General features: G+C 66.9%; 28 protein-coding genes. 4 read left to right on the top strand and 24 right to left on the bottom strand.

Going from position 1 to position 24940, the window contains the following annotated elements; translation table 11 throughout:
• Nucleotides 1-29: 29 nt before the first annotated feature.
• From EXQ71_09560 to EXQ71_09495, 14 genes are all read right to left on the bottom strand, one after another.
• Complete coding sequence (locus EXQ71_09560; protein ID MSO87751.1) at nucleotides 30-1367, bottom strand: MFS transporter; 1338 nt, start codon at nucleotides 1365-1367, stop codon at nucleotides 30-32.
• A gap of 58 nt (nucleotides 1368-1425) precedes the next feature.
• Nucleotides 1426-2316, bottom strand: coding sequence for a prolipoprotein diacylglyceryl transferase (locus tag EXQ71_09555; GenBank protein ID MSO87750.1), 891 nt, complete (start codon nucleotides 2314-2316; stop codon nucleotides 1426-1428).
• Between the two features lie 18 nt (nucleotides 2317-2334).
• Entirely contained in the window at nucleotides 2335-3729 is a 1395-nt protein-coding gene (gene zwf / locus EXQ71_09550; protein MSO87749.1) for a glucose-6-phosphate dehydrogenase, read from the bottom strand.
• Complete coding sequence (gene gnd / locus EXQ71_09545) at nucleotides 3726-4619, bottom strand: decarboxylating 6-phosphogluconate dehydrogenase (GenBank protein ID MSO87748.1); 894 nt, start codon at nucleotides 4617-4619, stop codon at nucleotides 3726-3728. Before gnd ends, zwf begins: the two co-directional genes overlap by 4 nt.
• Complete coding sequence (locus tag EXQ71_09540) at nucleotides 4616-6124, bottom strand: glucose-6-phosphate isomerase (protein MSO87747.1); 1509 nt, start codon at nucleotides 6122-6124, stop codon at nucleotides 4616-4618. The genes gnd and EXQ71_09540 overlap by 4 nt, the downstream gene beginning before the upstream one ends.
• Entirely contained in the window at nucleotides 6124-7509 is a 1386-nt protein-coding gene (hemL, locus tag EXQ71_09535) for a glutamate-1-semialdehyde-2,1-aminomutase (protein MSO87746.1), read from the bottom strand. The genes EXQ71_09540 and hemL overlap by 1 nt, the downstream gene beginning before the upstream one ends.
• Nucleotides 7406-8392 (bottom strand): porphobilinogen synthase, encoded by a 987-nt coding sequence (hemB, locus tag EXQ71_09530; GenBank protein MSO87745.1) that lies wholly within the window; start codon nucleotides 8390-8392, stop codon nucleotides 7406-7408. The genes hemL and hemB overlap by 104 nt, the downstream gene beginning before the upstream one ends.
• Before the next feature lie 9 nt (nucleotides 8393-8401).
• Nucleotides 8402-9109: an HAD family phosphatase gene (locus EXQ71_09525; protein MSO87744.1), complete on the bottom strand. Its 708-nt coding sequence runs from the start codon at nucleotides 9107-9109 to the stop codon at nucleotides 8402-8404.
• On the bottom strand, nucleotides 9094-10548 hold the full coding sequence (gene cobA, locus EXQ71_09520; GenBank protein MSO87743.1) for a uroporphyrinogen-III C-methyltransferase: 1455 nt from the start codon (nucleotides 10546-10548) through the stop codon (nucleotides 9094-9096). Before cobA ends, EXQ71_09525 begins: the two co-directional genes overlap by 16 nt.
• Before the next feature lie 112 nt (nucleotides 10549-10660).
• A complete protein-coding gene (gene hemC / locus EXQ71_09515; protein MSO87742.1) occupies nucleotides 10661-11530 on the bottom strand; it encodes a hydroxymethylbilane synthase in 870 nt (289 codons plus the stop codon).
• A complete protein-coding gene (locus tag EXQ71_09510; GenBank protein MSO87741.1) occupies nucleotides 11530-12810 on the bottom strand; it encodes a glutamyl-tRNA reductase in 1281 nt (426 codons plus the stop codon). The genes hemC and EXQ71_09510 overlap by 1 nt, the downstream gene beginning before the upstream one ends.
• Before the next feature lie 11 nt (nucleotides 12811-12821).
• On the bottom strand, nucleotides 12822-13475 hold the full coding sequence (locus EXQ71_09505; protein ID MSO87740.1) for a bifunctional precorrin-2 dehydrogenase/sirohydrochlorin ferrochelatase: 654 nt from the start codon (nucleotides 13473-13475) through the stop codon (nucleotides 12822-12824).
• Complete coding sequence (locus EXQ71_09500) at nucleotides 13475-14143, bottom strand: redox-sensing transcriptional repressor Rex (GenBank protein MSO87739.1); 669 nt, start codon at nucleotides 14141-14143, stop codon at nucleotides 13475-13477. Before EXQ71_09500 ends, EXQ71_09505 begins: the two co-directional genes overlap by 1 nt.
• A gap of 51 nt (nucleotides 14144-14194) precedes the next feature.
• A complete protein-coding gene (locus tag EXQ71_09495) occupies nucleotides 14195-15688 on the bottom strand; it encodes a hypothetical protein (protein MSO87738.1) in 1494 nt (497 codons plus the stop codon).
• A gap of 38 nt (nucleotides 15689-15726) precedes the next feature.
• Between EXQ71_09495 and EXQ71_09490 the strand changes: the two genes are divergently transcribed.
• Nucleotides 15727-16494: a CAP domain-containing protein gene (locus tag EXQ71_09490; GenBank protein ID MSO87737.1), complete on the top strand. Its 768-nt coding sequence runs from the start codon at nucleotides 15727-15729 to the stop codon at nucleotides 16492-16494.
• A gap of 138 nt (nucleotides 16495-16632) precedes the next feature.
• Here the strand turns inward: EXQ71_09490 and EXQ71_09485 are convergent, their stop codons facing one another.
• From EXQ71_09485 to EXQ71_09455, 7 genes are all read right to left on the bottom strand, one after another.
• Entirely contained in the window at nucleotides 16633-17508 is an 876-nt protein-coding gene (locus EXQ71_09485) for a hypothetical protein (protein MSO87736.1), read from the bottom strand.
• Between the two features lie 29 nt (nucleotides 17509-17537).
• Nucleotides 17538-17771: a DNA-binding protein gene (locus EXQ71_09480; protein ID MSO87735.1), complete on the bottom strand. Its 234-nt coding sequence runs from the start codon at nucleotides 17769-17771 to the stop codon at nucleotides 17538-17540.
• 38 nt (nucleotides 17772-17809) lie between these two features.
• Nucleotides 17810-18601: a pyrroline-5-carboxylate reductase gene (gene proC, locus EXQ71_09475; GenBank protein ID MSO87734.1), complete on the bottom strand. Its 792-nt coding sequence runs from the start codon at nucleotides 18599-18601 to the stop codon at nucleotides 17810-17812.
• A 191-nt stretch (nucleotides 18602-18792) separates the two neighbouring features.
• Nucleotides 18793-19257 carry a hypothetical protein gene (locus EXQ71_09470; GenBank protein MSO87733.1) on the bottom strand — a complete coding sequence of 155 codons (465 nt, stop codon included), beginning with the start codon at nucleotides 19255-19257 and terminating at the stop codon, nucleotides 18793-18795.
• Between the two features lie 44 nt (nucleotides 19258-19301).
• Nucleotides 19302-20519 (bottom strand): glycosyltransferase family 1 protein, encoded by a 1218-nt coding sequence (locus tag EXQ71_09465; protein MSO87732.1) that lies wholly within the window; start codon nucleotides 20517-20519, stop codon nucleotides 19302-19304.
• 18 nt (nucleotides 20520-20537) lie between these two features.
• Complete coding sequence (locus tag EXQ71_09460) at nucleotides 20538-20918, bottom strand: XRE family transcriptional regulator (protein MSO87731.1); 381 nt, start codon at nucleotides 20916-20918, stop codon at nucleotides 20538-20540.
• A gap of 69 nt (nucleotides 20919-20987) precedes the next feature.
• Entirely contained in the window at nucleotides 20988-21518 is a 531-nt protein-coding gene (locus EXQ71_09455) for an aerial mycelium formation protein (protein ID MSO87730.1), read from the bottom strand.
• A gap of 57 nt (nucleotides 21519-21575) precedes the next feature.
• Between EXQ71_09455 and EXQ71_09450 the strand changes: the two genes are divergently transcribed.
• Nucleotides 21576-21944: a hypothetical protein gene (locus tag EXQ71_09450; protein ID MSO87729.1), complete on the top strand. Its 369-nt coding sequence runs from the start codon at nucleotides 21576-21578 to the stop codon at nucleotides 21942-21944.
• 11 nt (nucleotides 21945-21955) lie between these two features.
• Here the strand turns inward: EXQ71_09450 and EXQ71_09445 are convergent, their stop codons facing one another.
• Together EXQ71_09445 and EXQ71_09440 are read right to left on the bottom strand one after the other, a co-directional pair.
• Entirely contained in the window at nucleotides 21956-22702 is a 747-nt protein-coding gene (locus tag EXQ71_09445) for an antitermination protein NusG (GenBank protein ID MSO87728.1), read from the bottom strand.
• A gap of 323 nt (nucleotides 22703-23025) precedes the next feature.
• On the bottom strand, nucleotides 23026-23415 hold the full coding sequence (locus tag EXQ71_09440; protein MSO87727.1) for a hypothetical protein: 390 nt from the start codon (nucleotides 23413-23415) through the stop codon (nucleotides 23026-23028).
• Between the two features lie 34 nt (nucleotides 23416-23449).
• Here EXQ71_09440 and EXQ71_09435 point away from each other — a divergent pair, with 34 nt between their 5' ends.
• Entirely contained in the window at nucleotides 23450-23758 is a 309-nt protein-coding gene (locus EXQ71_09435) for a hypothetical protein (protein ID MSO87726.1), read from the top strand.
• Nucleotides 23759-23834: 76 nt separating this feature from the next.
• On the opposite strand, the gene EXQ71_09430 is transcribed toward EXQ71_09435, so the two are convergent.
• Nucleotides 23835-24107: a MoaD/ThiS family protein gene (locus tag EXQ71_09430; protein MSO87725.1), complete on the bottom strand. Its 273-nt coding sequence runs from the start codon at nucleotides 24105-24107 to the stop codon at nucleotides 23835-23837.
• A 94-nt stretch (nucleotides 24108-24201) separates the two neighbouring features.
• Between EXQ71_09430 and EXQ71_09425 the strand changes: the two genes are divergently transcribed.
• Nucleotides 24202-24846 carry a histidine phosphatase family protein gene (locus EXQ71_09425; protein MSO87724.1) on the top strand — a complete coding sequence of 215 codons (645 nt, stop codon included), beginning with the start codon at nucleotides 24202-24204 and terminating at the stop codon, nucleotides 24844-24846.
• The last annotated feature ends 94 nt before the right edge of the window (nucleotides 24847-24940 follow it).

Genomic DNA, 24940 nt, shown 5'->3' with positions numbered 1-24940 from the left:
AACCCCAGGTAACAACCAAGCTTCGATCACTACGGCGAGGACAGGGCGGGTGCATCAGGAGCGAGGACGGCAACATCTTCGAGCGCCGCGAGGTCGATCACTCGCAAGGGCGTGGCCGCTGACGGGCGCCGCCGGAAGAGGTGCTTGGCATCGGTGGGGGTGGTGACAAGCGCCCACAGCCCAAAGATGGTGGCCACCACCAGGGCCCCCGTCATGGTTTCAGCTTCGCCCACGGCACTCGCCGACAATCCCCCCAGAGCAGCCCCGAGGGCCTGCGAACCCATCAGGAGCCCCACGGCGATCCCCATCGCCGAGGCGCGATGGTCGCGTTCCAGGCGCAGGCCGATCACCGTGTTGGAGGGAATCGATACTGCGAAAATCCCCCCGGTCACCAGGAAGGCCGCGAAGGCCAGTGGGCCCCCCGCCCCCAGCCAGAACAACGGAGCCGCCACCCCGGCCGCCACCACGCAACAGCGGGCGGCATTGCGCAACAACGAGGCATCCGAACGAGCTCCCGTCGCTACCAAAGCCGTTCCGAACAACGTGCCGATGGGCACCAAGGCGGCGAGGAGGCCGAGCAGATGAGGGGAGAGATCGTTGGAGAGCGCGTAGGGCACAATGAGCGCCTCCACCACTGTCCCGGCGGCGCCCGCCACACAAACAATGCTGAGGGCGCGCCGAACCATCCGGTCGTGGAACAACGCCGAGCCACCCTCGCGCAGCGAACCACCCACGGTGGCGCGTCGAGCGGCGGGACGAGCCGCCGCCGTATCACGCAATCCGAACAGGATGACCGCCGACACCAAAAAACTGATCGAGTTGAGCAGCAGTACGGCACGGACATCGAATACCGCTAACAGCAGACCCCCCAACGCGGTTCCGAGGACCAGCGATGACTGCACCGAAATCCCCGCGAGGGCCAACGCGCTGCCGTAGCGATTCGCCGGTACGAGATCAGGCATGGCGGCGGCGCGGGCGGCTTCGAACGGCGGGGTGGCCAGACCGGCCAAGAACGCCAGGACGAGCAACCCCACCACCGGCATCGAAATCAGCATCGCCGCGAACAACCCCGCTCGCAGGACATCGCTGACCACCATCACGGTGATCCGCCCAAAGCGATCGGCGAGGGTGGCCAAGACCTGCCCAATCCCCACGAAACCAGCCAGCGATACGGCCGTGACCGCAGCGGCCCAGGCCGACGATTGGGTTTGCTCGTAGATCAGCACCGTGAGGGCGATTCGGCCCACCCAGTCGCCGAGCAGCGAAACAATGTCGGCGGCCCAAAGACGGCGAAAGGCGGGGATCGACAACGGGGAGAGCAGCAACGCGGCGCGCCGTTGAACGATACCCATCCATTCGCCAATCATACCGAGAAGGATATGGCTACCATGACCCTGCGCACAAGGATGAACACGCAGAGTGGTGCTATGATGGGGTGTCCCCGGAGGCGACTACGGGATCACCCGCCCCAACGCCCGACGGCATTCCGTCCCGCACATCCTGGGCCAGAGCCTTTCGTACCCAGAACCAAATCCAGATGCTCACTGGCATCAGTACGAGACACAGGAACTGTGCCCCGGTAAATCCGAAGGTTCGAGCATCGTTGACCCGCAGCGAGTCGCTGGCGAATCGGGCCACGCCGTAGAAGCCACAAAAGATCGCCACCGCCGTGCCCGGGCCGACGCGCTCCTTACGGATGTAGAGAAGCCAGGTCAAGATCGCAAACAACACGATCATGTAGAGCAACTCGTACAGCGCCGTTTGGTGGAACACCAGTCCCGGCTCTAGAGGAATGGCCCCCAGCGTCGGCTCTCGGAAAGTGCCGCCGTCGTAGCGCACCGCCAACGGGAACGTGGTGATTCGTCCAAAATGCTCACCAACGGCGTAACAGCCGATACGTCCGATGCCAAGACCCGCGGTGAGGCCGTAGGCACAGCCATCGAGACTGTTCCAACGAGTGAGCCGATTCCAGCGGCTGTAGACCGGGTAGCCGACGATGATGGCCAGTACGAAGCCCCCCGAGAACTGCAAGCCGCCCTGCCAAATCGCCACGGCATCAAGCGGTGACTTCACCTGATCGAGGTGGGTGAGCACCCAGGTGATCCGGGAACCGATCACCCCAGCTACCACCATGCGCATCGCCAGCGAGTAGGTAACGTCGCGAGGAATGCCGTACTCCTCGCCGTAGCGACCGGCCAGGAACGCACCGACGATCACGCCGACCGCCACGGCCAACCCGAAGACGCGTAACGAGATAGGCCCCAGCGCGATGGTAGGGAACGTGGTGTAGGGAATAGCCGCCAAGGAACTCAGCATCTTGTCAGTGTGCCGTGTCTATCGTGGCTCGTGCCAGCCACCGAGGGGGGCCGCTAGCGCGTGGGCGGGATCGGTTCCCCAAGTACCCTGGTCGTAAAGGCTCACCGGCTGCGGAGCCGCGATCACCTTCTCGAAGATGCGCCATTGCTCATCGAGCGCGTCGCCTCGCCCAAAACGCCGCCCGTCCCCGATGAAGGCATCTTCGAGGAGCCGCTGGTACGCCTCTTGACGGTGGCCAAAGACCTCCTCGAAGTTCACCTCCAAATCCACGGGACGACTGGCCAGATCGTCGCCCGGTGCCTTGGTCTGCAGGTGGAGCAACACACTGTCGTTCTGGTCGAGGCGGAACCGGAGCCGGTTGGGATCCGGTTGCGCGGCCCCCTCCGGCGTGAAGAGCAGGCGCGGCGGCGCCTTGAACTCGACGACCGCCTCGGTGGCGGTGACCGGGAGGTGCTTGCCCGTGCGGATGAGCCAGGGGACCCCCGCCCAGCGCCACGAATCAATCTCGAGGCGAAAGGCCACGAACGTCTCCACGTCGGAGCCGGCGGTGGCCCCCGCCTCATCGGCGTAGCCGCGGTACTGCCCGCGCACCACCTCGTAGGGTTCGACCGTACGGATCTGACAGAACAGTCGCTTGCGCTCATCACGAAGCGCGTTGGCATCCGCCCTGAGGGGGGGATCCATGGCCAGAAGCGCCACGATCTGCAGGAGATGGTTCTGCACGACATCGCGCAATGCCCCAACCGATTCGTAGAACGCGTGGCGACCCTCCACCCCAAAAGATTCCGCCATAGTGATCTGAATGTTTGAGATGTAGCTCCGGTTCCAGATCGGCTCCAACATCGAATTGGCGAAACGAAACACCAGTAAGTTCTCCACGGCCTCCTTCCCAAGAAAGTGGTCGATCCGGAACACATCGTCCTCGGCGAACCTGCGTTCCAGAATCTCGTTGAGCTCTCGGGCCGAGGCGCGATCTCGACCGAAGGGCTTCTCCACCACCACCCGCGCTCCGGTGGTCAGGTCATGTTGCTCAAGGCCCAGCACCACCCCGTTGAACAGCTCCGGAGGGACGGCGAGGTAGAAGATCGGGTGCTGCGAGCCAAGGGCGGCGAGGCTGGCCGCCAACGCCCCGAACGACGCTGAGTCCCGGTAATCGCCCTGCACGTAATGCAGCTGAGGGGCCAAGCGTTCCCAGGCCATTTCGTCCACCGCCCCCTGTGCCTCGATGGCCTCCCGTGCGATGCGGACAAGCCCCTCGTCACCGCCACCGGAAGACGCGAAGCCCACCACCGGCAGGAAAAAGTCGGCGGCTTTGGCCATCTCGTAGATAGCCGGAAAGATTTTCTTTCGGGCAAGATCGCCGGTGGCCCCGAAGAGCACCAACGCGTCAGACACGACCGGCGTAACACTCACGGAGTGGCCGCACGCGGGGACCCGTCGGCAGAAACGGCATGCCCGCCAAACTGCTCGCGTAGGGCGGAAACCGCCCGCATGGCGAGGCGATCGTCGTCCTGGCTCACGAAGCGGGCATAGAGCGCCGCGGAGATCACCGGGGTGGCCACCCCGCGTTCGATGGCCTCTTGCACCGTCCAGCGACCCTCGCCGGAGTCCTGCGCAATTCCTTCCAGTCCTTCCAAGCCCGGTCGCTGCTCCAGCGCCCGCACCAACAATTCCAGCAACCAGGAGCGCACCACACTCCCCTCCCTCCAGGCGCTGAGCGCACCGGTGACATCAATATCGAGGCCCGATCGAACCAATAGTTCGTACCCCTCGGCATAGGCCTGCATCAGGCCGTACTCGATACCGTTGTGCACCATCTTGGTGAAATGGCCGGTGCCCGCGGGGCCGGTGTGCACAAAGCCACCGGCCGGCGCCAGAGCATCGAAGATGGGCTGCGCCACCGCCACGTGGGCTGGCGTACCCCCCACCATGAGGCAGTACCCCTCGCTCAGACCCCACACGCCGCCGCTCGTACCCGAGTCGATGAAACCCACTCCACGCTCGGCGAGCGCGTCGGCGCGACGGGTGCTGTCACGCCAGTTGGAGTTGCCGCCTTCGATCACCACGTCATCGGGTGCGAGTAACGCGGCGAGAGTGGTGACGGTCTCCTCGGTGGGATCCCCGGCGGGCACCATCACCCACACCAGTCGGGGGGAGGGCAGCGCCGCCACCAACTCCTCCAGTGTCGCTACCTCCGAGGCCGAACTGAAGGGATCGAACCCCACCACCTCATGACCATGTTGCCTCAGGCGCTCCGCCATGTTCGCGCCCATCTTCCCGAGTCCGACCATGCCCAACTTCACTGCGCCACCTCCACTAGCTCAAGCCAAGGTACCCGACCGGCTCGGACACCGATGCTCCGCAATGTTCGCAAATCGCCGGCGGCTTGGGCGTGCTTCAGGTGCCCGAAACCGAAGTTTTGTCCGGGGATCGGAATCTCCTGCTCGTCCACCGACACGGCCTGCACACACACAATCGCCGACGGGCCTCCCTTGTGTAACTGGCCGGTGGAATGGAGGAACCGGGGCCCAAACCCAAGGCTCACCGCCACCCGAAGACGATCGCGTAACGCCACCCGGGCTGCCTCCAGCAACGTCACATCATGGCCACCGGGATCGCCGAAGATCTGGAGCGCAAGGTGGTCTCCCGGTTGGACCAGCAGGAGCAGGTCAGCGAGCGACTCCTCCGCCACCGCCGCACCGCCCTCGGCCAGCACCGCGTTGGTGGCCGCTTTGGCGGCGGCCACGTTGGGCTGATCGAAAGGCTGCACGCCAATCGCCGCCCCCACCCACGCGGTGGCCAGTTCCATGGTCACCACTAGGTGCCCAACGTCGCGCGGCGAGGACCCCGAAGGCACCACGATCACCGGGTGACCAGCCGCCACCAGTTCCGGCTGCGGCTCCCCGGCGAGAAAAAGCCGGTCGGGGCCGTACACCTCGGGCGGGCCGAGGGGTTCTCCCACAATGGGCACCGCGCCGGTGCCCCCCTTCCCGAGCGACTCCGCCAGTAGCTGCTCGATCCATCCACCGAGGCTCTCGACGGTCGGATCGAGCAAGAGAGTCACTTTGTCGCGGCCCACTCGCACTCCCGCCGCGATGGCACTGGCGATGCGCAGCGCCGGGTTCTCCCCGGGCGGCACCGCCGGGCCACTATCGGCCAACGCCTCCAGGCCACCCCGCAGCAAGGCGGCCACATCAACCCCCATCACCAGACCGGGGACGATGCCGAAGAGCGACAGGGCCGAATACCGGCCACCGATATCGGGCCGGTTCTCGAAGACCTCGGCAAAGCCACGCTGGCGCGCCAAGTCACCCAGGGCGGAACCAGGGTCCGTGATGACGGCGAATCGACCCGCGCCGTTGGCGCGCGCCCAGGCCCACTCGAGGTGACTGCGGGTCTCAATGGTCGACCCAGACTTGGACGAGGCGATGTACAGCGTGCGTTCCGGTCGGCACGAGGCGGCGATCCGCCCGATCGCCGCCGGATCGGTGGTGTCGAGCACAGACAGACGGGGGCGTCCCGGGGCGGACTCATAGGTACAGGAGAGCACCTCGGGGAACAGGCTTGAGCCACCCATGCCCATGACCACCACATCGTCGATGTTCCCGACAAGGGCGTCGCACCGAGCCCGCAGCGCAGGCAAGGCGGCCAACCCTTCGGCCACCACCGGTATCCATCCAAGACGGTCGGCTACCTCGGTGGGGTCCTCACTCCACAAGGTGTAGTCGGCCGCCAACGCACGGGCGATGGCGTCGCGCGCGATGAGTTCAGCGGCCACCCCTGCTCTGACGGTGTCAAAGGTGGTCATCAAAGGTGGCCTGGCCCCGAAGAGGGGTCCATGGCGGCAGCCGACGCGTGGGCGATGGCACCAACTTCGTCGATGTCATCGTCGCTATGAGCCAGGCCGGGGAACATGACTTCGTACGGCCCCGGCGCCAACGCCACCCCCCGGGAAAGCATCTGATGGAAGAACTCGGCATACCGGACGCTGTCGGTGCGTTGTGCGCTCGGATAATCGGTGGGGGCTTCATCACCGAAGAACAGACCCACCAACGAGTCGACCCGGGGCACGATGGCCGCAATGCCCGCGTCGGCAAAGGCCGCGCGCAGGTGGCCCGCCAAGCGTTCGGCCCGAGTGCGGAGGAGCTCATAGGCGGCATCGTCGAGCATGCCCAGCGTGGCCAAACCGGCCGCAGTAGCCAAGGGGTTCCCCGACAACGTGCCGGCTTGGTACACCGGACCCAACGGTGCCACCTGGTGCATGACATCGGCACGGCCCCCGTAGGCCCCGATGTTGAGGCCACCCCCGATGACCTTGCCGAAGGTCGTGAGGTCGGGCGTCACCCCCGCGGTGTGCTGCGCGCCTCCCCTCGCCACCCGGAACCCGGTGATCACCTCGTCGAAGATCAACAGCGCCCCCACGCGGTCACACTCGGTCCGCAGAGCCTGAAGGAAGCCAGCCTGCGCCGGCACCAGACCCATGTTGGCCGCCACGGCCTCGATGATCACGCACGCCGTATCGGTATCGAGTTCCGGAACTTGGTTGTAGGACACCACCCGGGTGTCGGCCACCGCGGCGGCGGTCACCCCCGCCGAGCCCGGTAGTCCGAGGGCAGCGAGACCGCTGCCCGCTTCGGCGAGGAGGAGGTCGCCGTGGCCGTGATAGTTGCCCGCAAACTTCACGACCGTGGGGCGACCGGTGTACCCACGCGCCACCCGCACCGCCGACATGGTGGCTTCTGTCCCCGAGGCCACCAATCGCACCATCTCCACCGAGGGCACGCACGCCGAGATGGCTTCGGCGATCACCACCTCCGCTTCCGTGGGAGCGCCGTAGGAGGTGCCATCCACCGCGGCCTTTTGGATCGCCTCGACGATCACCGGATGCGCATGACCGTGAATGATGGCCCCATAGGACTGCACGAGGTCCAGGTAGCGGGTGCCTTCCACATCCCAGACGTAAGCCCCTTGTGCCCGCGCCACGAAGTAGGGAGTTCCCCCCACACTCCGAAAGGCCCGGACCGGGCTATTGACCCCCCCGGGGATCACGCGCGTTGCCCGCGCGAACAGGGCGTCGTTGGTGCGGTCGCTAGCCACCGCGAAGCCCCTCGGCAACCTCGCGGGCCAGGTAGGTGAGGATGATGTCAGCGCCCGCTCGCTTGATCGCTGTGAGGTGCTCCAATGCCACCGCATCGCCATCAATCCAGCCACGTTCCGCCGCCGCCTTGATCATGGAGTACTCCCCGGAAACGTGATACGCCGCCACGGGCCGATCGGTGATGGCGCGGGCGGCGGCGATCACATCGAGATACGCCAAGGCCGGCTTCACCATGATGAGATCAGCCCCCTCGGCGATGTCGGCGCGAATCTCCGCTTGGGCCTCGCGGTGGTTACGCGGGTCCTGCTGATACCCCTGCCGGTCGCCCCCATCGGCAATCGACACGTTCACTGCGTCGCGAAAGGGCCCGTAGAGCGCCGAGGCGTACTTGGCGGCGTAGGCCAGGATGGCGGTCTGCTCATGGCCGGCGCCATCCAGCGCCCCTCGGATGGCCCGCACCTGGCCGTCCATCATCCCCGACGGTGCCGTGATGTCCGCCCCCGCCTCCGCCTGGGCCACCGCCACCCGCTCGTAGAGACGCAGCGAGGCATCGTTGTCCACCTCACCGCCATCGGTGACGATTCCGCAGTGCCCGTGGTCGGTGTATTCGTCGACGCAGAGGTCGGCGATCAACACCACGGCGTCGCCCACCTCCGCCCGCAGGTCCTGGAGCGCCAGTTGCACAATCCCTTGCGGGTCCCATGCCCCTGAGCCCTCGGCATCCTTGTGGGCCGGTATGCCAAAGAGCATGACGGCGGGCACACCGAGAGCGGCCAGTTCCAGAACCTCTCGGCGCAGCGATTCCCGGGTGTGCTGCACCACTCCAGGGAGGCTGGCAATGCCCTGGGGGTCGCTGATTCCCTCCCGCACGAAGAGCGGGGCCACCAGGTCGTCCACGGTCAGTCGCGTTTCGGCCACCAGGCGTCGCAGGGCCGGAGTGCGACGGAGCCGACGGAGTCGTTGCTCGGGGAAAGCCACCACCGGAGGCTACCGGGGAGCGTGCTCCACCAAGGAAGCGAGTCGTTCCAGCGGGAGGTTTGTGAGGCTGTCCACCACGAGATCGGCCGTGGCGAAGTTGTTGTGCAATGTGATCCGACTCGGCACAGCCACCGCCCACATCCCCGCCCTCTGGGCGGCGCTGATGCCGTGGGCGGAGTCCTCCAGAGCCACACAAACGCTCGGCTCCACGCCGAGATCGGCGCAGGCCTTGAGATACACATCCGGCGCGGGCTTACCGATTCCACCCACTTGATCAGACCCCACGATCCCTCCAAAGCGGGCCAGCAGACCGAGGCGGGCGAGGTTTGTCTGCAGCCAATCGGTCGACGACGACGACGCCACCCCTAGAGCCACCCCGGCGGCGGTGGCGGCATCGATCAGTGTCTCCACTCCCGGCAGCGCGGGCAGGGCCAGCAGCGCCGAGCGGCGCGCCGCTGCTTCGACGGGGCCGTTGTAGATTCGTTCGAACGCCGATCGCTCGAAGCCGGTAACTCCCGCCGCTGCGCACAGGCGGGTCCACGAGGCCTCGTCAGCTTTGCTGTTGGTTCCGACGATGGTGGCCCACGCCGCAACACTCAGCGAATGCCCTTCCTCCGCAAAGGCGGAGGCCGCCGCTTCATAGATGATCCACTCGCTGTCCATCACGAGGCCGTCGAAGTCGAAGACCACTGCCTCCAGCATCACGGTGTCGCCCAACGCAAGAGCGCCGCCACCAGACCGTCGATGGTGTGCTCGGACGCGGCTACCTCCACCGAGAGTCCGTGGCGATGAGCGGTAGCGGCCGTGACCGGACCGATACAGGCCACCACCGGCGGCAATCCGCCCGGACCCACCGCGTCCAAGCAGCGCTCCACCGAGGAGGACGAGGTGAAGGTGATCACGTCGGCAGCCGCGATAGCGGCGCGCTGCTCTTGGGATACCGCCGCCGCCACCGTGGCGTAGGCGTCGGCCACCTCCACCTCCCAGCCCCGGGCCCGAAGGCCCTCAGGCAGCACATCGCGCGCCACTTCGGCGCGCACCACCAGGAGGCGGCCGGGCCCGTCGGGGAGCGACTCCAGTAAGGCTTCAGCCACAAACTGCTCCGGCACGAGATCGGCGCGAATGTTCCCGACCGCCAAGGCGGCGGCGGTGCCGGGGCCAATGGCCGCCACCTGAGCGGCGCCGAAGGCGCGTGCATCCGGCAGGGCCGCTAGAAGCCGCTGCGCTCCGTTGGGGGAGGTGACCACCACCCAGTCGAAGGAGCCGAGGCGACCCACGGCGGCGGCCAGGCTGGCCCCGCCGTCGGAGGGCGCCACGATATCGATCAGCGGCACTTCGATCGCGTCGGCGCCCAGCGCGCGCAGGGCAGCCGACAGTTGCGAGGCCTGTCCCCGAGTGCGGGTCACCACCACCCGGCGGCCTGACAGCGGACGACCTTCGAACCAGGCCAGGTCGAGGCCGGCCACCTCACCCACCACGATCACCGACGGGGCCAGGAGATCATGATCGGCCAGGGTGGCGAGGGTGGCGCGCACGGTGCGCTGGTTGGCTCGGGTGCCCCAACGCACCGCCGCCGCGGGGGTGAGCGGCGACAACCCCCCCGCCATCAACTCCGCCGCAATACGGCCGATGCGGGCCACCCCCATCAGGATCACAATGGTGCCGCCGAGGTGAGCCACCGCCCGCCAGTCGACCGATCCGTCCTCGCCCACGGCGGGGTCCTCATGGCCGGTGACCACCGTGAAGGAGGTGGAACTGTGCCGCAGGGTGAGAGGGATGCCGGCGTAGGCGGGCGCGGCGATCGCCGAAGTGATCCCCGGCACGATCTCAAAGACCACACCCGCCGCCGCCAGGGCCGCCGCCTCCTCTCCCCCTCGCGCGAACACAAACGGGTCGCCTCCTTTGAGACGCACGACAGTGGCGTGCTGACGACCCTTCTCCACCAGGAGGGCATTGATCTTGTCCTGGGTCATCGTCACCCGGCCGGGAGCCTTGCCCACACTGATCCGCTCCGCATCAGCGGGCGCCAACTCCAACAGGGCCGCCACCGACAGTCGGTCGGAGATCACCACATCGGCCCGGCGCAGCACTTCGGCGGCCCGTACCGTCAACAGACCAGGGTCGCCCGGACCGGCCCCGACCAGGTAGACGGTCATCGACTCACCCCGCCCCCTGAAGGGCAACCGAACGCAGGATCACCATGGCCCGCACGGTAGACCGCCCCCTCCCCCCAACGGGCCGGGAACGCCCCTCCCCCTCGACGAACCCTCACCGGCCCAGGAGCTCGTGACCACCGTGGGCGAGGAGATGGCGCGCCACCGCAGCGCCGTCCCGGCCGGTCTGGCGAAGGACCGTGCCACCATCCACCGACAGCAGACGCCCCTCGATGGTCACCTCACCGCCGGAGATCGTGGCGTAGCCCGCCGCCGGCAAGGAGCAGTCGCCACCGAGTGCAGCGAGAAAGGCGCGCTCGGCATCGACGCACCGTCGGGAGTCGGCGTGCTCGATGGCGGCCAGCACGTCGGCGAGGTTCTCGCCCGCCCGGCACTCGATGGCCAAGGCACCCTGGCCCACCTGGGGAAGCACCACGTCGGTGGAGATCCGTTCGGCGATGTGCTCGGCCAAGCCCAAACGATCCAGCGCGACGGCCGCCACCACGATGGCCGCGTGATCAGCCGCCTTGGCGAGGCGCGTGTGCATGTTGCCTCGTAGACCCACAAAGCGCAGATCCGGGCGCGCGGCGGCAAGTTGCGACTGGCGCCGAAGCGATCCCGTGGCCACCTCGGCCCCGACGGGCAAGTCAGCCAGGCGGCACCCCACCAACGCATCGCGGGCGTCGCCGCGCTCAGGCACCGCCGCCATCACCAGACCCGGTGCGCTCAGGGAGGGGAGGTCCTTGGCGCTGTGCACCGCTAGGTCGGCGCGTCCATCGAGCACGGCGGCCTGCACCTCTTTCACGAACACACCCTTGCCCCCGATTTCCCAGATGGGACGGTCGAGTTGACGATCGCCCTGTGTCTCCACCACCACCAATTCCACGGTGATGCGGGGGTCGGCCGCACCGAGCAGGGCCGCCACATGCTCGGCCTGCCACCGGGCCAAGGGACTTCCGCGCGTAGCCGCCCGGAGGGGGCGCACTATTGCGGCGGCGCGGCGTTGTCGTCGAGACCGAAAAGCTCGCGCAATGATGCCACCAAGCGATCACCGCGGGGTGAACCGGCGGCGTCTTTCAGAACCACCGAGGGGTCGTGCAACAACTTGCTGATGATTCCCCGGGTCAGACCCTCCACCGCCTCGGCCTGCGCGGCATCAAGGCCGTTGAGCCGACCACCGAAACGACCAAGTTCGGCTTGGCGGAGTTCCTCAGCCCGCTCGCGCAGGGCCACGATCATGGGGGCCACCTGCCGAGCGGAGGTGTCGCCGAGGTAGCGGTCGAGTTCGTTGTCGAGAATCTCCTGGACCAACGCCGCCGCCGAGCGACGGGCGGCAATCCCGGCGTCGGCAAACCCGCGGAGGTCATCCATATCAAGCAAGGTGACCCCGGGGAGGTGCCCTACTGCGGGATCGATGTCTCGAGGAACGGCAATGTCCACGATGAGTAACGGCCGACCACCCCGGGCGGCGACCGCGGTTTCTACGTCATCGGCTCCCAACAGCGGGGCGGCCGCCCCGGTGGAGGAAAGCAGCACGTCGATGTTGGTGATCGCGGCGGGCACGTCGATGAGCAGGACGGACCGCCCCCCCACGCGGGCGGCCAACTCCGTGGCCTTCTCCTCGCTCCGGTTGGCCAGCAAAATCTCGCTGCCGGCCTTCGCCAGCCCGAGCACCATCGCCGCTCCCATCTCCCCCGTTCCGAGCACCAGCACCCGGCGACCAGCCAGGCTCCCGAGGCGGTCAGCGGCCATGGCGACGGCGGCCTGGGACACCGAGGTGATACTCCGGGCGATACCCGTATCGGTGCGAGCGCGCTTGCCAGCTTCCAGCGCGTGGCGGAACAATAAATTGAGGACGGGACCCGAGGCGCCTTCGTCGCGGGCAATCTCCCAGGCAGCCTTCACCTGGCCGAGGATCTCGCTCTCCCCCAGTACCGCTGAGTCCAGGCCCGCCGCCACCGCAAATAAGTGAGAGGCGGCGCTGGCATCGTGATGGACGTAGAGGTGGTCGGCGAAATCCTCGGGAGCCAGGAACGCCACTTCGGCGAAGAATTCGCGCACATCCCGGTAGGCACCGTGGAACCGCTCCGCCGCCACGTAGACCTCGGTGCGATTGCAGGTGGAGAGCACCACCGCCTCGGAGACGTCTTCACGGGTGATCAGGTCGTGGAGGGCCTTGGGAAGCCGGGCATCGCCGATTGCCATCCGCTCGAGCAGGTCGAGAGGTGTGCTGCGGTGGTTAAGCCCGATAACAACGACGGACACGCGGCGATCTCCTAAGGATGGAAGACCGGGGGAGACGGTTCGGCGGGGGCGAGAGCATTCTGCAACTGCTCACGCGCCTCGTCGATACGACCAGCCCGGACGAGCTCAAGCATTCCCGAATCGAGAGCCGATCGCCAATCCGCGCCCAGGGTGGGTCGTCCCTGCGCCACTAGGCCGGCACGGCCCTCCGCCAACAGGTCGATCAGGATGTCGTATTCCGGTCCGAGTTGCCCCGCCAGTTGGTCGCGGAGCCAACTAGCCAGCGCCGGGCTATGCCCGGCGGTGGAGACGGTTACCAAGAGCCGTCCCTGGTCGAGCCGGGCCGGCAGCGTGTAGGCGCAGCGCTCCGGATCGTCGGCGGCATTCACCCAGATACCCGCCGACTCTCCGTCGTCGAACACGGCCTGGTTAGCGGCGGGATCGTCGGTGCAGGCCACCGCTAACCGGTACCCCACCACCTCATCTCGCTGGTAGGGCCGCTCCTCCCAGGTCACCGCCAGGTCGCGTACCGCCTCCGACACCACGGTGGCCACCACATGCACCACCGCCTCGGCCGCGAGTAGTCCCTGGATCTTCTCCACCGCTACGGTCCCGCCGCCCACCACCAGCACGCGCCGCCCGGTAAGGAGCAAGTTCACGGGGTACGCCGGCCCGCTGACCGGCATCAGCCCACCGCCCCAACGACCGGCGGCCCCCCCGCCTTGCGCTGCTGATAAAAGCTGAGGATCTGCAATTCGATGGCGAGATCTACCTTTCGAAGCGACACCTCTTCGGGTACCGCGATCATGGTGGGGGCGAAGTTCAAGATGGACGACACCCCCGCCGCCACGAGACGATCGGCCACCGACTGCGCGGCGTGAGCGGGGGTAGCGATGATGCCGATGGACAGCGCTCGCTGTTCGGCGATGTCGGGGAGATCATCGATTGAGCGCACCAGCACTCCTTGGACGTGGGTCCCGATCACGAGCGGGTCGGCATCGCACAACCCCACGATGGGAAAGCCGCGTTCGCCGAAGGCGCCGTAGTTGGCGAGGGCTTGCCCAAGGTTGCCCACCCCCACGATGACCACGGGCCAATCCTGGGTGAGCCCCAGTTGGCGGCTCATCTGAAATATCAGGTAGTCAATGTCATACCCCACACCGCGCGTGCCGTAGGACCCGAGGTACGACAGGTCCTTGCGGACCTTGGCGGCGTTCACGCCCGCCAACTCGGCCAGACGCTCCGATGAGATGGTCCCGCCGCCGTCCTGCTCCGCCTCGTGGAGGCTGCGCAGATAGATCGGGAGGCGGGCGACGGTGGCTTCGGGGATCTTCCGGCGGTCGGTGGGCGACATGGCGCCCCCACACTAGTGCCCAATTCACATGGTCACGAACACCCTCGGGGGCTAACGCAGCGCCTTCCGGAGCACCTTGCCGATGGCACTCTGAGGAATCTCGTCCACGAACATGACCTTTTGGGGACACTTGTAACGAGCGAGATGGGCCTCGCAATGGGCGATGAGGTCGTCTTCCTCCACGGCGATTCCCGTGGTCACCGCCACATACGCCTTCACCGCCTCCCCGGAGTGCGGATGGGGTACGCCGATCACCGCCGCTTGGTCCACGGCGGGATGGGCCAGGAGTACCTCCTCGACCTCATTGGGATAGACGTTGAAACCCGAAACGATGATCAGGTCCTTCACGCGGTCGACCAGGAACAGGAAGCCGTCGTCATCCACCACCGCGATGTCTCCGGTGCGTAACCAGCCATCAGAAGTGAGGGCGGCGTTGGTGGCTTCGGCGTCATTCCAGTACCCCGCGAAGACGTTCTTCCCCGCCACCCATACTTCGCCCGCATCGCCCACGAGGGTGTCCTCCCCGTCGTCGTCGACCAGGCGCACCCGCAACCCCGGCAGGGGAACGCCGATACTGCCTTCGGGGGCCTCGACACCGGTACCGCTGGTCACCACCGGGGCCGCCTCGGTGAGCCCATAACCCTCCATGATCGCCACCCCAAAGCGGTCACGGATGGCGCGCTGCACCAGCGGATCCAGCTTGGCGGCCCCCGAGGTGCCGACCCGCACCGATGCCATCGCGCCGGGACCGCTACCCGGCAGCGCGGCCCATGCTCCCCACATCGTGGGGACCCCGCTGATCACGGAGACCTGGTGTTTCTCAACGGTCTCCAGGGCGCTCTGCGGGTCGAATCGTTCGACCAACACCATGGCCGCGCCCGCCATGAAGGACAGACCGAGCACCACGTTGAGGCCAAAGATGTGGGAGAAGGGCAATACCGCAAACGCCACATCGTCGGCCTGCTGCGATCGACCAGGATGCGCCTGACACTGCTCCAGGTTGGTCAGAAGGTTTCCGTGGGTGAGCATCGCCGCCTTCGGTGAACCTGCTGTACCGCTCGTGAAGATCAATACGGCAAGGTCATCCTCATCGCGATGGACCACCGGCGCGGGGGGGGCGGCGAGGAGACCGTCGAGCAACACGGCGCCGGGCAACTCATCGCCTTGGCTGGTGATCACCATCTCCAGCGCGGGGAGCGCGGCACGGTCGAGCAGGGCCACCACGGCGGTTGCCGCCGGCCCCACGATCACGGCGCGGGCGCCGATGGCCGCGAGTTCTCGCTGCACCTCGGGCCCGGGACTGGCCGGGTTGAGCGGCACGGCCACGCATCCCACCCCCAACACGGCGAGGTAGGACACCACGAAGTACCAGTTGTTGGCCGCCACGATGCCGACGCGATCGCCCGGCTCCAGACCGAGGCCCACCAACCCCCCCCGCAGGCCCGCCACCTGCTCTCGCAACTGCCCGTAGGTCGTGACCTTCCCGCGAGAGATCAACGCGGTGGCGTTGGCTGGGTGAGGATCGATGATCGAAGCCAGGTTCACAAGACCTAGTCCAGCACATCCCCGGGAGGTGGCGCGCCTTGCAACCTCGCTGGCCCCTCAAGATGTGCTCCGATGCTGCCGATCATCACAACATGACCCTCCGCCGCTGGTGTTCTGGCCTCGCGATCGCTCTGCTCGTAGGTGCAGCGGGAACCGCTCCGGCGGTTAGCGCCCAAACCGCCATGCCGCAACGGCCCGCCCTTGGGGCCGCCCCGACGGCGCTGAGCGCCTCGGCTTCCATGGAGGCGGACTTCGTCAACCGCATCAACAGCCTGCGGGCCTCCAAGGGCCTGAGTCAGCTCCAAGTGTCGGGCGAACTGGTGCGCGTGGCCCGAAACTGGACCGACCAAATGACCGCCGCTCATTCCATTTCCCACAACCCGAACCTCGCCGGACAGGTCGGCGGGGCCTGGACCATGCTCGGCGAGAACGTGGGCACCAGCGGCCCCACCAACAGCGTTGATGTACTCATGCAAGCCTTCATCAACAGCCCCGGCCATTACGCCAACCTCCTCAAGCCCAACTGGACGCACGTGGGGGTGGGGGTGACGGTCAGCGCAGATGGCAAGACCGTGTTCACCACCCACAACTTTATGGAGTTGGATACCCCTGCTCCGGCCCCGGCCCCGGCCCCGGCTCCCGCCCCGCCGCCCTCGACCCGCCCCCGCACCGCGGCTCCCGCGGCAGCCCCGGCCCCTGCTCCCCCGGCCCCTGCTCCCGTGGCCCCCGCTCCCCCGGCCCCGCACCCGAGCGCCAGCCGGATCACCGCCATGCTCAATCCGTTGCGGTCCATCGAACAAGGTTGATCAACGCCGGCACCGCGACGTCGGCCTACGAACTCCCCCTCGAGCGCTAGCCCGACTAGCGCATGAAGAAGAGTTGACCTGCCGCGGCGAACAGAATGATGGCCAGCAGGAGGGCGACGACGAGGGTGGTGCCTGGTCTCATGGTTCCTTCCTAGCCGCAAGGCTGACCGGGGTACCCGTAGGCGCATCCTCATCGGTGGGCGCACACAGCGTCACCTCGGTACCCAGCGGCATCGCCAACTCCACGGCGGCGGGGCGCTGACCCATACACACCGACAGCATCCCGTAACTATCCAGGACCAGACCGATCTGACCAGCGGCAATGCCTGCGTAGGTATCCGCTCGCTCGGCGGTGCGCACATCCTCGCCCCAGCGCATCTGGATGCGGGGCCCTAGGTGAGCCACATCGTCAGGATCCACGTTGAGTTGGCAGTTCCCGTAGTGGTCCACCCACAGCACCTCGGCGATCAGGAGACCGCCATCCTCCTCGCGCATGATCGGCATCAGACCGGGCAGTAATGCGAGGGGGTCGATAGCGGGTCCGAAGGCATCAAGCGGTACCCCCAGGCACAGGTGGGCCGCCGCCGGAGCGAACACATCGCGCCCGGCGAAGGTGGCCCCGGGGGCCAGCAGTTGGAACTCGGGGTTGGTGAGTTCGACCGCAGCCGATGCCCCACCGCTCATGGCCACCGCCGAAGCAAGCAGGCCGTTGTCGGGTCCCACGAGGTAGCTCTGGCCGCCCCCCACCTCTACCGCCACCGCTCGACGTTGGCTCCCCACTCCAGGATCAACCACGGCCAACACCACGCCAGGGCAGAGGTACTGCGCCGAACGACCGAGGGTGAGGGCACCCCCGCGCACGTCATAGGGCCTGATGTCGTGGGTGAGATCAATCACCGACACCGCCGGAGCGATCGAACGAATAACCGACTTGACCACGCCAACGAACTCGTCGGCGGTGCCATAGTCGGAAAGAAAGGTGATGGTGTCGAAGCGGGCGCCCATGACACCCATGACGGTACCGGCGCGACAGCGCGGGCCGCCTATCCAGCGTCGCTGAAGCGATCCTGGAGGTAGGCGTCGACGTCGTCCTCTCGGATTCGGTACGACTTCCCGATACGAACCGCCCTCAGATCGCCGGACTGAATCAAGCGATACACGGTCATCGATGACACGCGCAGATGGTCGGCGACCTCTGCCGGTGTCAGGAACTGAACTCGCGGTGCTGTTGCCAAGGAAGGCACCCCTCTCCAAAGGTGTGGGGGCAGCGTACGCATCTGTGGCTCGTGTGGCTAGTGGGGATGTGGAGAGCCCCTCAACTCTGGCCCAATTCCCCGCTGCGGGCGGCCGCCGCCGCCACCGCTGCGACAAAGGCGGCACGCACCCCGTGGTCCTCCAGCACCCGCAGACCCGCCGCCGTGGTGCCACCGGGCGAGGTGACAGCGTCCCGCAGGGCTTCGGGGCTTTGTTCGCCGCGGGCCAGCAGGGTGGCGGCCCCCAGCAGCGTCTGGATGGACAGCGCCCGGCTCACCTCGGTGGGGAGACCACTTTGCCCGCCCGCCTCGATCAGGGCTTCCGCCACCAAGAAGACATAGGCCGGTCCCGAACCCGAGAGACCCGTGACCGCGTCGAGCATGGCCTCCTCGACGCGCACCACGGTGCCCACGGCACCCAGAAGTTCCTCGGCCCAGACCAGGTCCTCTTCTCGGGCGCCGCTCCCGGGCGCGATGGCTGAGGCGCCGAGGCCTACCACGGCGGGTGTATTGGGCATGGCGCGCACCACAGCGGTGCCATCGGGGAGGTGGGTTTCCAACGCCGCAAGGGTGACTCCGGCGGCAATCGACAGCACCCGGCCCGATCCGGCAGCCCCGGCGATCCGGCACACGCCGGCTACCTCGCCCGGTTTCACCGCGATCACCGTGCCCGCTGCCTCACCGGGGGTGCTGGCGAGTTCCACGCCGGGAAAGATCTGCACCAACGCCTCGCGTCGGGCGACATCCGGTTCCACGATGCGAAGGTCGATGGCTCGGTGCCCGCCCGCCCGGAGCAAGCCGGCCGCTAGGGCCTCACCCATCCGGCCACCACCGATGATTTGGAGGTCAATCATGCGGTCAACCTACCCGCCCGTCGGGGGCATCACGGAGCGTGGGGCCCACCCCTCGGCCGCCGCCTGGGGTGGGGCGGTGATCGCGGCGGACGGGAGGAGGCCTCGCTCACCCCTTCCCCGATCGGGTGCTGTCGGGGCCACTCCCGCCGCCGAGAGTCAACGTAGATCAGAACAACATGAAAGGCAATGAATCAGTCTGAGAACCGTGAAGCGAAGCCGATCCGCAGGGCGGGCCGAAAGTACTGCTCGACCCAGGCGTACAAGGAGCCCAGCACCCGATCGAGTTCCTCGGTGGTGACAGAGCGATTGTCGAGTTGGCCCAGCAGAAAGATCGCCTCTTCATCGCCGATACAGAACGCCGCGCCATAGAGCCGCCGATTACGGCGCAGCAGGTGCTCGTAGAACAACGCGTGGTTCTCCTCTGGCCCCGGCATGACGTACGTCTCGTAGTGCAGGGTGCGCTGACGCAGGTGAAACCACACCGTGAACACGTCCTTCGCCTCCCCGGTCACCCGCACAAACCAGCGGCGTTCGCCCGATTCGTGATCTCGCTCGACGGCCACGACCAGGGGGTTGTTGCGCAATTGTTCGGCTAACCAATCGCTGATCCGATGGTCGAGAATCTGGAGATCCTCCGGCGAGGACGGCATGGACATGCCCTGAACCTACCGGCGAAGTGGGCCCGGCGGCACCGCCGCGATCAGCGGCAGTCGACCAGGGTCCGGGCGGTAATGTCGCTGTAGATGCGTCGCAGCCGAGCCGCCGCGGTGGACCAGGTGTAGCGCTGGGCGCGACGGGCGGCGCGTTCGGAGAACTCAGCGGCGAGCCCCGGCGAGCGGAGGATCTGACCCGCCCGAGCGGCGAACATGGCTGGGTCCCGCCCTTCCACGAGAAACCCGGTACGACCGTGTTCGACGAGGGTTCGCAATCCGCCGACATCGGCGGCCACCACCGGGGTACCGCAGGCGGCGGCTTCCAGCGCCACCAGCCCAAAAGACTCGGATCGACTCGGCACCAGCACCACATCGGCGGCCCGGTAGTACGTGGAGAGGAGGTGATGCGATACGGGCTCGATGAACCGCAACTGCTCCGCCATCCCCAGATCGGCGGCGAGGCGGTGAATGCGTTCGACCTCAGCACCGCCGTCGACGCCGCTGGACCCGCCCACGATCACCAAGGTCGCATCGGGACGTTCCAGCGCCGCCAAGGCGCGCACCGCCACGTCCAAACCTTTCAGCGGCTGGATGCGCCCCACAAATAACAGCACCGGCCCGTCTTCCAACTTCAGGTGCGCCAGCGCCTGCCGAGCCCCCACCCGGTCGCCCGGAGAGAAAAAGGCGTGGTCCACGGCGGGGGCCACGATCTCGATGCGCTGTGGATCGGCACCGTAGAGCCGTACCAGCTGGTCCACCTCCGCGACGTCATTGGCCACGATGGCGTCGGAGCAGCCGATGACGGCAGCCTCGGCCCGCACCCGCCGCTGAGGCTCGGGATCACCGGTCTCCGCCTTCGCCCGGGCCAGGGTGTGAAAGGTGGACACCAAGGGCAGACCGAGTTCGTGTTTGAGTTGATGGCCTGCCAGCCCCGACAGCCAGTAATTGGCGTGGAGGGCATCGACATCGCGGCGAGCGGTGAGGTGAGCCCGCACGCCGGCGGCAAAGACCTCAACTACGTCGGGCAGTTGCTCCTTGGCCGAGTCGAGCGGACCAGCCTCGATGTGCACCACCCGGAACCCGGGCTCTACCTCGACGATCTCAGGGCCGTCTGCCCACCGACGCGTGAACACATCGGCCTGAACCCCCGCCTGGGCCAGCGCCGACACCATCTCACGGACGTACACGTTCATGCCGCCGCTGTCGCCCTGGCCGGGCTGGGCTAGCGGCGACGTGTGCAGCGAGAGGACGGCGAGACGGCGCATAGAAGGTACCGCCGATCTCTAACGCTGGAAATCGGCGAGTTCTTCCACGCCGTTCCCAAAACTGTTTTCGTTCTCTCGTCGGAACGAGTCGTAAATCCTGATCAGGGTCTTCTTTTGCTCCTCGGAAAGCTCCGGGGTTCGGCGGATCTCGGAGACGAGATCGGTGCCATCCCGCTCGTCGAGAATGCCGGCCCGGATATAGAGCGTCTCCGAGGAGATCTCCAGCGCCCGGGCGATCTGCTGCAGTATCTCCGCCGACGGCTTGCGCAGGCCCCGCTCGATCTGGCTCAGGTAGGGGTTGGAGATCCCGGCCATCTCGCTCAGCTTTCGCAGCGAAAGATGATCACTATGACGCTGGTCGCGGATGAACTCGCCCAGGTCACGCCAGCGATTCTCCAGTTCTTCCTTCACCCCCTAGACGCTACGCGACCAGCGCTAGCAACCCATAGTTGAGGGTTAGCAGCCGGGTCAGAGGAGCGATTCCACCGAGGCCTCGCCGGTCTTGTAGCGACGGGTGATCTCGGCCTGGAGGGCATCGATCTTCCCGAACAACGCGTGGCGTTGACCCGACACCTTCACCTCAAGTTCCGCCAGCCGGTCGGTGATGCTGCGGAGTTGTTCGTCGGTCTGGGTCGACAACTGCGACAAAGCACTGCCGCCAATGATGGCATCGAGTTCGGCTTCGAATTCGGCGGGGAGATCACCCGGCGACATCATCTGGGGGAGCCGCCCCAGGCCGGGCGCGTGAGTGCGATCGGAGAGGACCTCCGGCAAGCGGGCAATGAGATCGGCAAGGTCAGCAGGATCGTCGCCGTTGGCCCGACGCGTGAGTTCGATCCCCACAATGTCCAGCCGGCCCTGCACCAGACGACGGAGCAGTGACAGGCCCGTCTCCACCTGTTGGCACTCAGCCCGCATCGCCCGCACCTCCTCCATGGGCCGCGCCGGCAGATCGCCGAGGTAGCCGGGATCAAGGAGAAGGGCGAGATCTACTGCCATGGTGCCGATGCTACTCCCCTAGTGGAATCGACTGAGGCACGACCTACCATTAGGGCCATGCACCGCCGTCTTACTTACCTCGCCGCCCTTGCGACCTGCAGCACCGTCCTGCTCGGATGCAGCAGTTCGTCAGAAGACAGCGCCAGCGGGTGCACCCCCACGTCCCGGGTGTCGGTAACCGGCAACGACGCCTTGCAGTTCGACCAAGAGCGTTATGAAACAACGGCGGGCTGTGTCGAGTTCACCTACCTGAACGAGGGCGGCATCCCGCACACGCTGCTGATCAAGAATAACGATGAGTTCCTGCTCCAGATCGGCGAGTCGGATGAGGGCACCGTCGAACTTGAGCCAGGCCAATACACGCTCTACTGCAACATCACCGGCCATGAAGCCGGCGGCATGGTGGCCGAACTCGTCGTTACCTGAACCCTGCGGGGTCAGAGCGGGAGCAGGAACTCCCATCCGATGATCCAGATGACCGCCAGCAGTGCGAAGGCGGCGATGATGGTGTGACGGTGCTTGTCGAAGACCAGAGTATTGAAGGGGCTGTCGAAGCCGCCGATGAGCCCCAGGGCAGAAGCCTCGATAAACCCGAACAGCGCTAGTACAACGACCCAGTAGACGATGGTGCTGCCGATTTGGGCAGGGTAGAACCCGCCGCCGTGGGCCGCGAACACCATGAACCAGAGCATCGAGACGGAGAACAACGTGTTACAGCGCGAGGCGCGGGCAGCCTTCTTGGCCGAGGCGGGGGCGTCTGGATTGGCAGCACCACCGGCGGCCACCGTCTCGGCGTTGCCAATCACGATTTTCTGGTTGCGCCAAATCACACCCCACACATTGAGGAACATGGTGATGCCAAAGAGCATGCCCGTGAGGATCGCCACGCCGGACGGGCCAGCGAGGTAGTTCGAGTTCGTGTCGCTGCTCGCTACCCCCACCAGGATCAGGCCCGTGGCAAAGGTGAGCAGCGCGGCGTACCGGAACCACCACAACGCCCGGAAGGTCACCTTCCGCAGTGCCTCGGATCGGGCCCCATCGGACAGTTCGGCGAACGCGGGTACCTGGACGAAGTTGAAGAAGTAGAGCAGGCCGATCCAGGTGATGCCGAACAGGATGTGCGACGACCGCCCCAATACCGAGAGCGCCCCACCAGTGTCGAAGAAATTATTGAAAAGTTGCACGATGCACACCCTGTTGTTGTTTGACGGACCCGCAGAAACCTAGCGACCCAGACACGCCGGCTCAACCATCGCGGGTCACTCCCGATCCATGGATGACCAACCTGCTCCCCATGAGCCCACCCCCACTGATCTCCCGTGGATCCATCCCACCCCGGCCATGCCGATCACCCCGGAGGAGCCGCCGGGGCCGCCGACGCCCCCCGAACCGCCCAGCGCAACCCCCCACCGGCGGGTTTGGATCATCGGCCTGCTCGTGGCCCTCGTGGTGGTGATAACGATCCCGGCCCACCCAAGGGTTAGCCGCGCCGGGCCGGACCGCCTACTCAGAGAACGAGCCCGATCCCCCAGCACCACACCGGCGCCACGAGCAGCAGCGAGTCGATCCGGCGAAGTGCCGAAGCCGGACCGGTCGCAGTGGGGAGCAGGGCCGAAGCCAACACCTGCCCCCCCGGAGCCCCCACGGCCACCACTAGGCCGAAGATCCACGAATCGCCGAAACTCAACGCAGAAATCGGCGTGGTCGACACGATAAACGTGATCACCACTACCGCCACGAGGCCCGCCGCCGGGCCCTCATAGGGAGTTCTCGCCCCTGAGCCCACGATGTAGTCGCCGATCTCATAGGCCGACACCAGCAACAGCAGCACCAGGGCCGAGCCCTGATCAATCCCATCCAGCAACACCATCGACAGCCCCACCAGCCCGGGGAACAACCCACACTGAATCGTCCAGCCAACATCGACGGCGATGGGATGGGGCGACTTCCGATCACCCCCCGCCACCACGCCCGCCACCACCACGCCCGCCAGCAGGGCGACTCCGGCAGCAGCGGCTCCGAGACAGGCGCCCGCCGCCATGGCCCCGGCCATTCCAGCGGCCACTACTTTGTGGGGGCGAGCGCCTTGTCCCCGCCAACAACGGGCCAATTGGGCGGCGGCGGCGGCCGCCGCTCCCCCGTACACGATGGCGGTGGGAAGCGGGCCAATCGTCAACGCCCCCGCCGCCGCCAGGAACCAGACGATCCCCAGGCGAACGCGCGGGCCGTCGGTGTCGTAGGGCACGGCGTAACGACGCGTCACCCGTCGAGATCGCGGGCCAGGACTGGCCCGACGGGCGCCGGCGGGCTTCGCCATCAGGCCATGCCTCCCGACACCGGTGGCAGCACAGCCACCTCGTCGGCATCTCCCACCGCATCGCTGGCGGCACACGGCTCGCCGTTGCGCCAGATCTGACAATGGTCCAGAACCGCCGTGAAGGCCTCACCGTAACGATCTTGGGCCGCCTTGAGCACCGCCTCCACGGTGGCGCCCGGCACCTCATCGCGGCCCGTGCCCGCAGCGTCTCGGGCACCGGCGAACAGTCGTAATACGGCCATCGCAAGCGCCTCCTCGGGTCCGGTCGCCATCGGTGATCGTAGCGAGACCACGGGGCGGCCCAATCACCCATCGGGGAACGGCGAAGGTTGAGACAGATCCCACCAGCCTTGTACGTTTCCCGGCATGACAAGAGTGCTGCTGGTACGCCACGGCCAGTCGGAGTGGAATGCCAGTGGCCGTTGGCAGGGGCAGGCCGACCCGCCGCTCACCGATCTCGGACGCCGGCAGGCTGCCCACGCCGTGGCCGGCGTGCGCGAGGCCCAGGTGGGGGCCATCGTGGCGTCCCACCTACAGCGAGCCCAGGAAACTGCGGCGATCATCAACCTCGGGCTCAACATCGGGGACGTGGCGACGGAACCCGATCTCTGCGAGCGCGACGCGGGCGAATGGACCGGCCTCACCAGAGTGCAGATAGAACAGGCCTGGCCCGGTTACCTCGACCGGCCCAACCGGGGCCAGGAGGCCACCTACCCCAACCCGGCACCCCCTCGTCGACCACCAATGTGGGAATCGGATCAGGCGCTCCTCCAGCGAGTAACCAGCGCCCTAGCCAACCTCTACGACCAGGCGCCCGATAGCCGGGTACTGGCGATCACCCACGGCGGAGTCATCTACGCCGTCGAACAGAGCCTGAACGGCGGATTCAAGCCAATGGCCAACCTGATGGGCCGCTGGGTCGAGGTTGGCTCGGGTGGGACACTGATCGCCCTCGGCAAACGGGTGACCCTCGTCGATCCCGACGAAATCACTGTCCCCGCCGGCATCTAAGGCGATCCCCGCCGGTGTCCTACCCCCGTCGGTACTGTCGACGATGTGGATTCCCTGTGGTCACTCGACGAATGGCCCAAGAGCGAGCCAGTCG

It is taken from the genome of Acidimicrobiia bacterium, from assembly GCA_009694375.1.
Lineage (GTDB): Bacteria > Actinomycetota > Acidimicrobiia > Acidimicrobiales > VFJN01 > VFJN01.
The sequence above is the reverse complement of the archived record's forward strand: the minus strand, read 5'-3'. Positions and strand labels throughout refer to the sequence as shown.

Bases quoted from the DNA above. Each gene is read 5' to 3' on its own strand.
- EXQ71_09560 (MSO87751.1), bottom strand. From the start codon at position 1,367: ATGATTGGCGAATGGATGGGTATCGTTCAACGGCGCGCCGCGTTGCTG.
- EXQ71_09555 (MSO87750.1), bottom strand. From the start codon at position 2,316: ATGCTGAGTTCCTTGGCGGCTATTCCCTACACCACGTTCCCTACCATC.
- EXQ71_09540 (MSO87747.1), bottom strand. From the start codon at position 6,124: ATGACCACCTTTGACACCGTCAGAGCAGGGGTGGCCGCTGAACTCATC.
- hemL (MSO87746.1), bottom strand. From the start codon at position 7,509: ATGCGGTGGCATTGGAGCACCTCACAGCGATCAAGCGAGCGGGCGCTG.
- cobA (MSO87743.1), bottom strand. From the start codon at position 10,548: ATGACCGTCTACCTGGTCGGGGCCGGTCCGGGCGACCCTGGTCTGTTG.
- EXQ71_09505 (MSO87740.1), bottom strand. From the start codon at position 13,475: ATGCCGGTCAGCGGGCCGGCGTACCCCGTGAACTTGCTCCTTACCGGG.
- EXQ71_09500 (MSO87739.1), bottom strand. From the start codon at position 14,143: ATGTCGCCCACCGACCGCCGGAAGATCCCCGAAGCCACCGTCGCCCGC.
- EXQ71_09485 (MSO87736.1), bottom strand. From the start codon at position 17,508: ATGGGTGTCATGGGCGCCCGCTTCGACACCATCACCTTTCTTTCCGAC.
- EXQ71_09480 (MSO87735.1), bottom strand. From the start codon at position 17,771: ATGCGTACGCTGCCCCCACACCTTTGGAGAGGGGTGCCTTCCTTGGCA.
- proC (MSO87734.1), bottom strand. From the start codon at position 18,601: ATGATTGACCTCCAAATCATCGGTGGTGGCCGGATGGGTGAGGCCCTA.
- EXQ71_09470 (MSO87733.1), bottom strand. From the start codon at position 19,257: ATGTCCATGCCGTCCTCGCCGGAGGATCTCCAGATTCTCGACCATCGG.
- EXQ71_09465 (MSO87732.1), bottom strand. From the start codon at position 20,519: ATGCGCCGTCTCGCCGTCCTCTCGCTGCACACGTCGCCGCTAGCCCAG.
- EXQ71_09455 (MSO87730.1), bottom strand. From the start codon at position 21,518: ATGGCAGTAGATCTCGCCCTTCTCCTTGATCCCGGCTACCTCGGCGAT.
- EXQ71_09450 (MSO87729.1), top strand. From the start codon at position 21,576: ATGCACCGCCGTCTTACTTACCTCGCCGCCCTTGCGACCTGCAGCACC.
- EXQ71_09435 (MSO87726.1), top strand. From the start codon at position 23,450: ATGGGATGGGGCGACTTCCGATCACCCCCCGCCACCACGCCCGCCACC.
- EXQ71_09430 (MSO87725.1), bottom strand. From the start codon at position 24,107: ATGGCGACCGGACCCGAGGAGGCGCTTGCGATGGCCGTATTACGACTG.
- EXQ71_09425 (MSO87724.1), top strand. From the start codon at position 24,202: ATGACAAGAGTGCTGCTGGTACGCCACGGCCAGTCGGAGTGGAATGCC.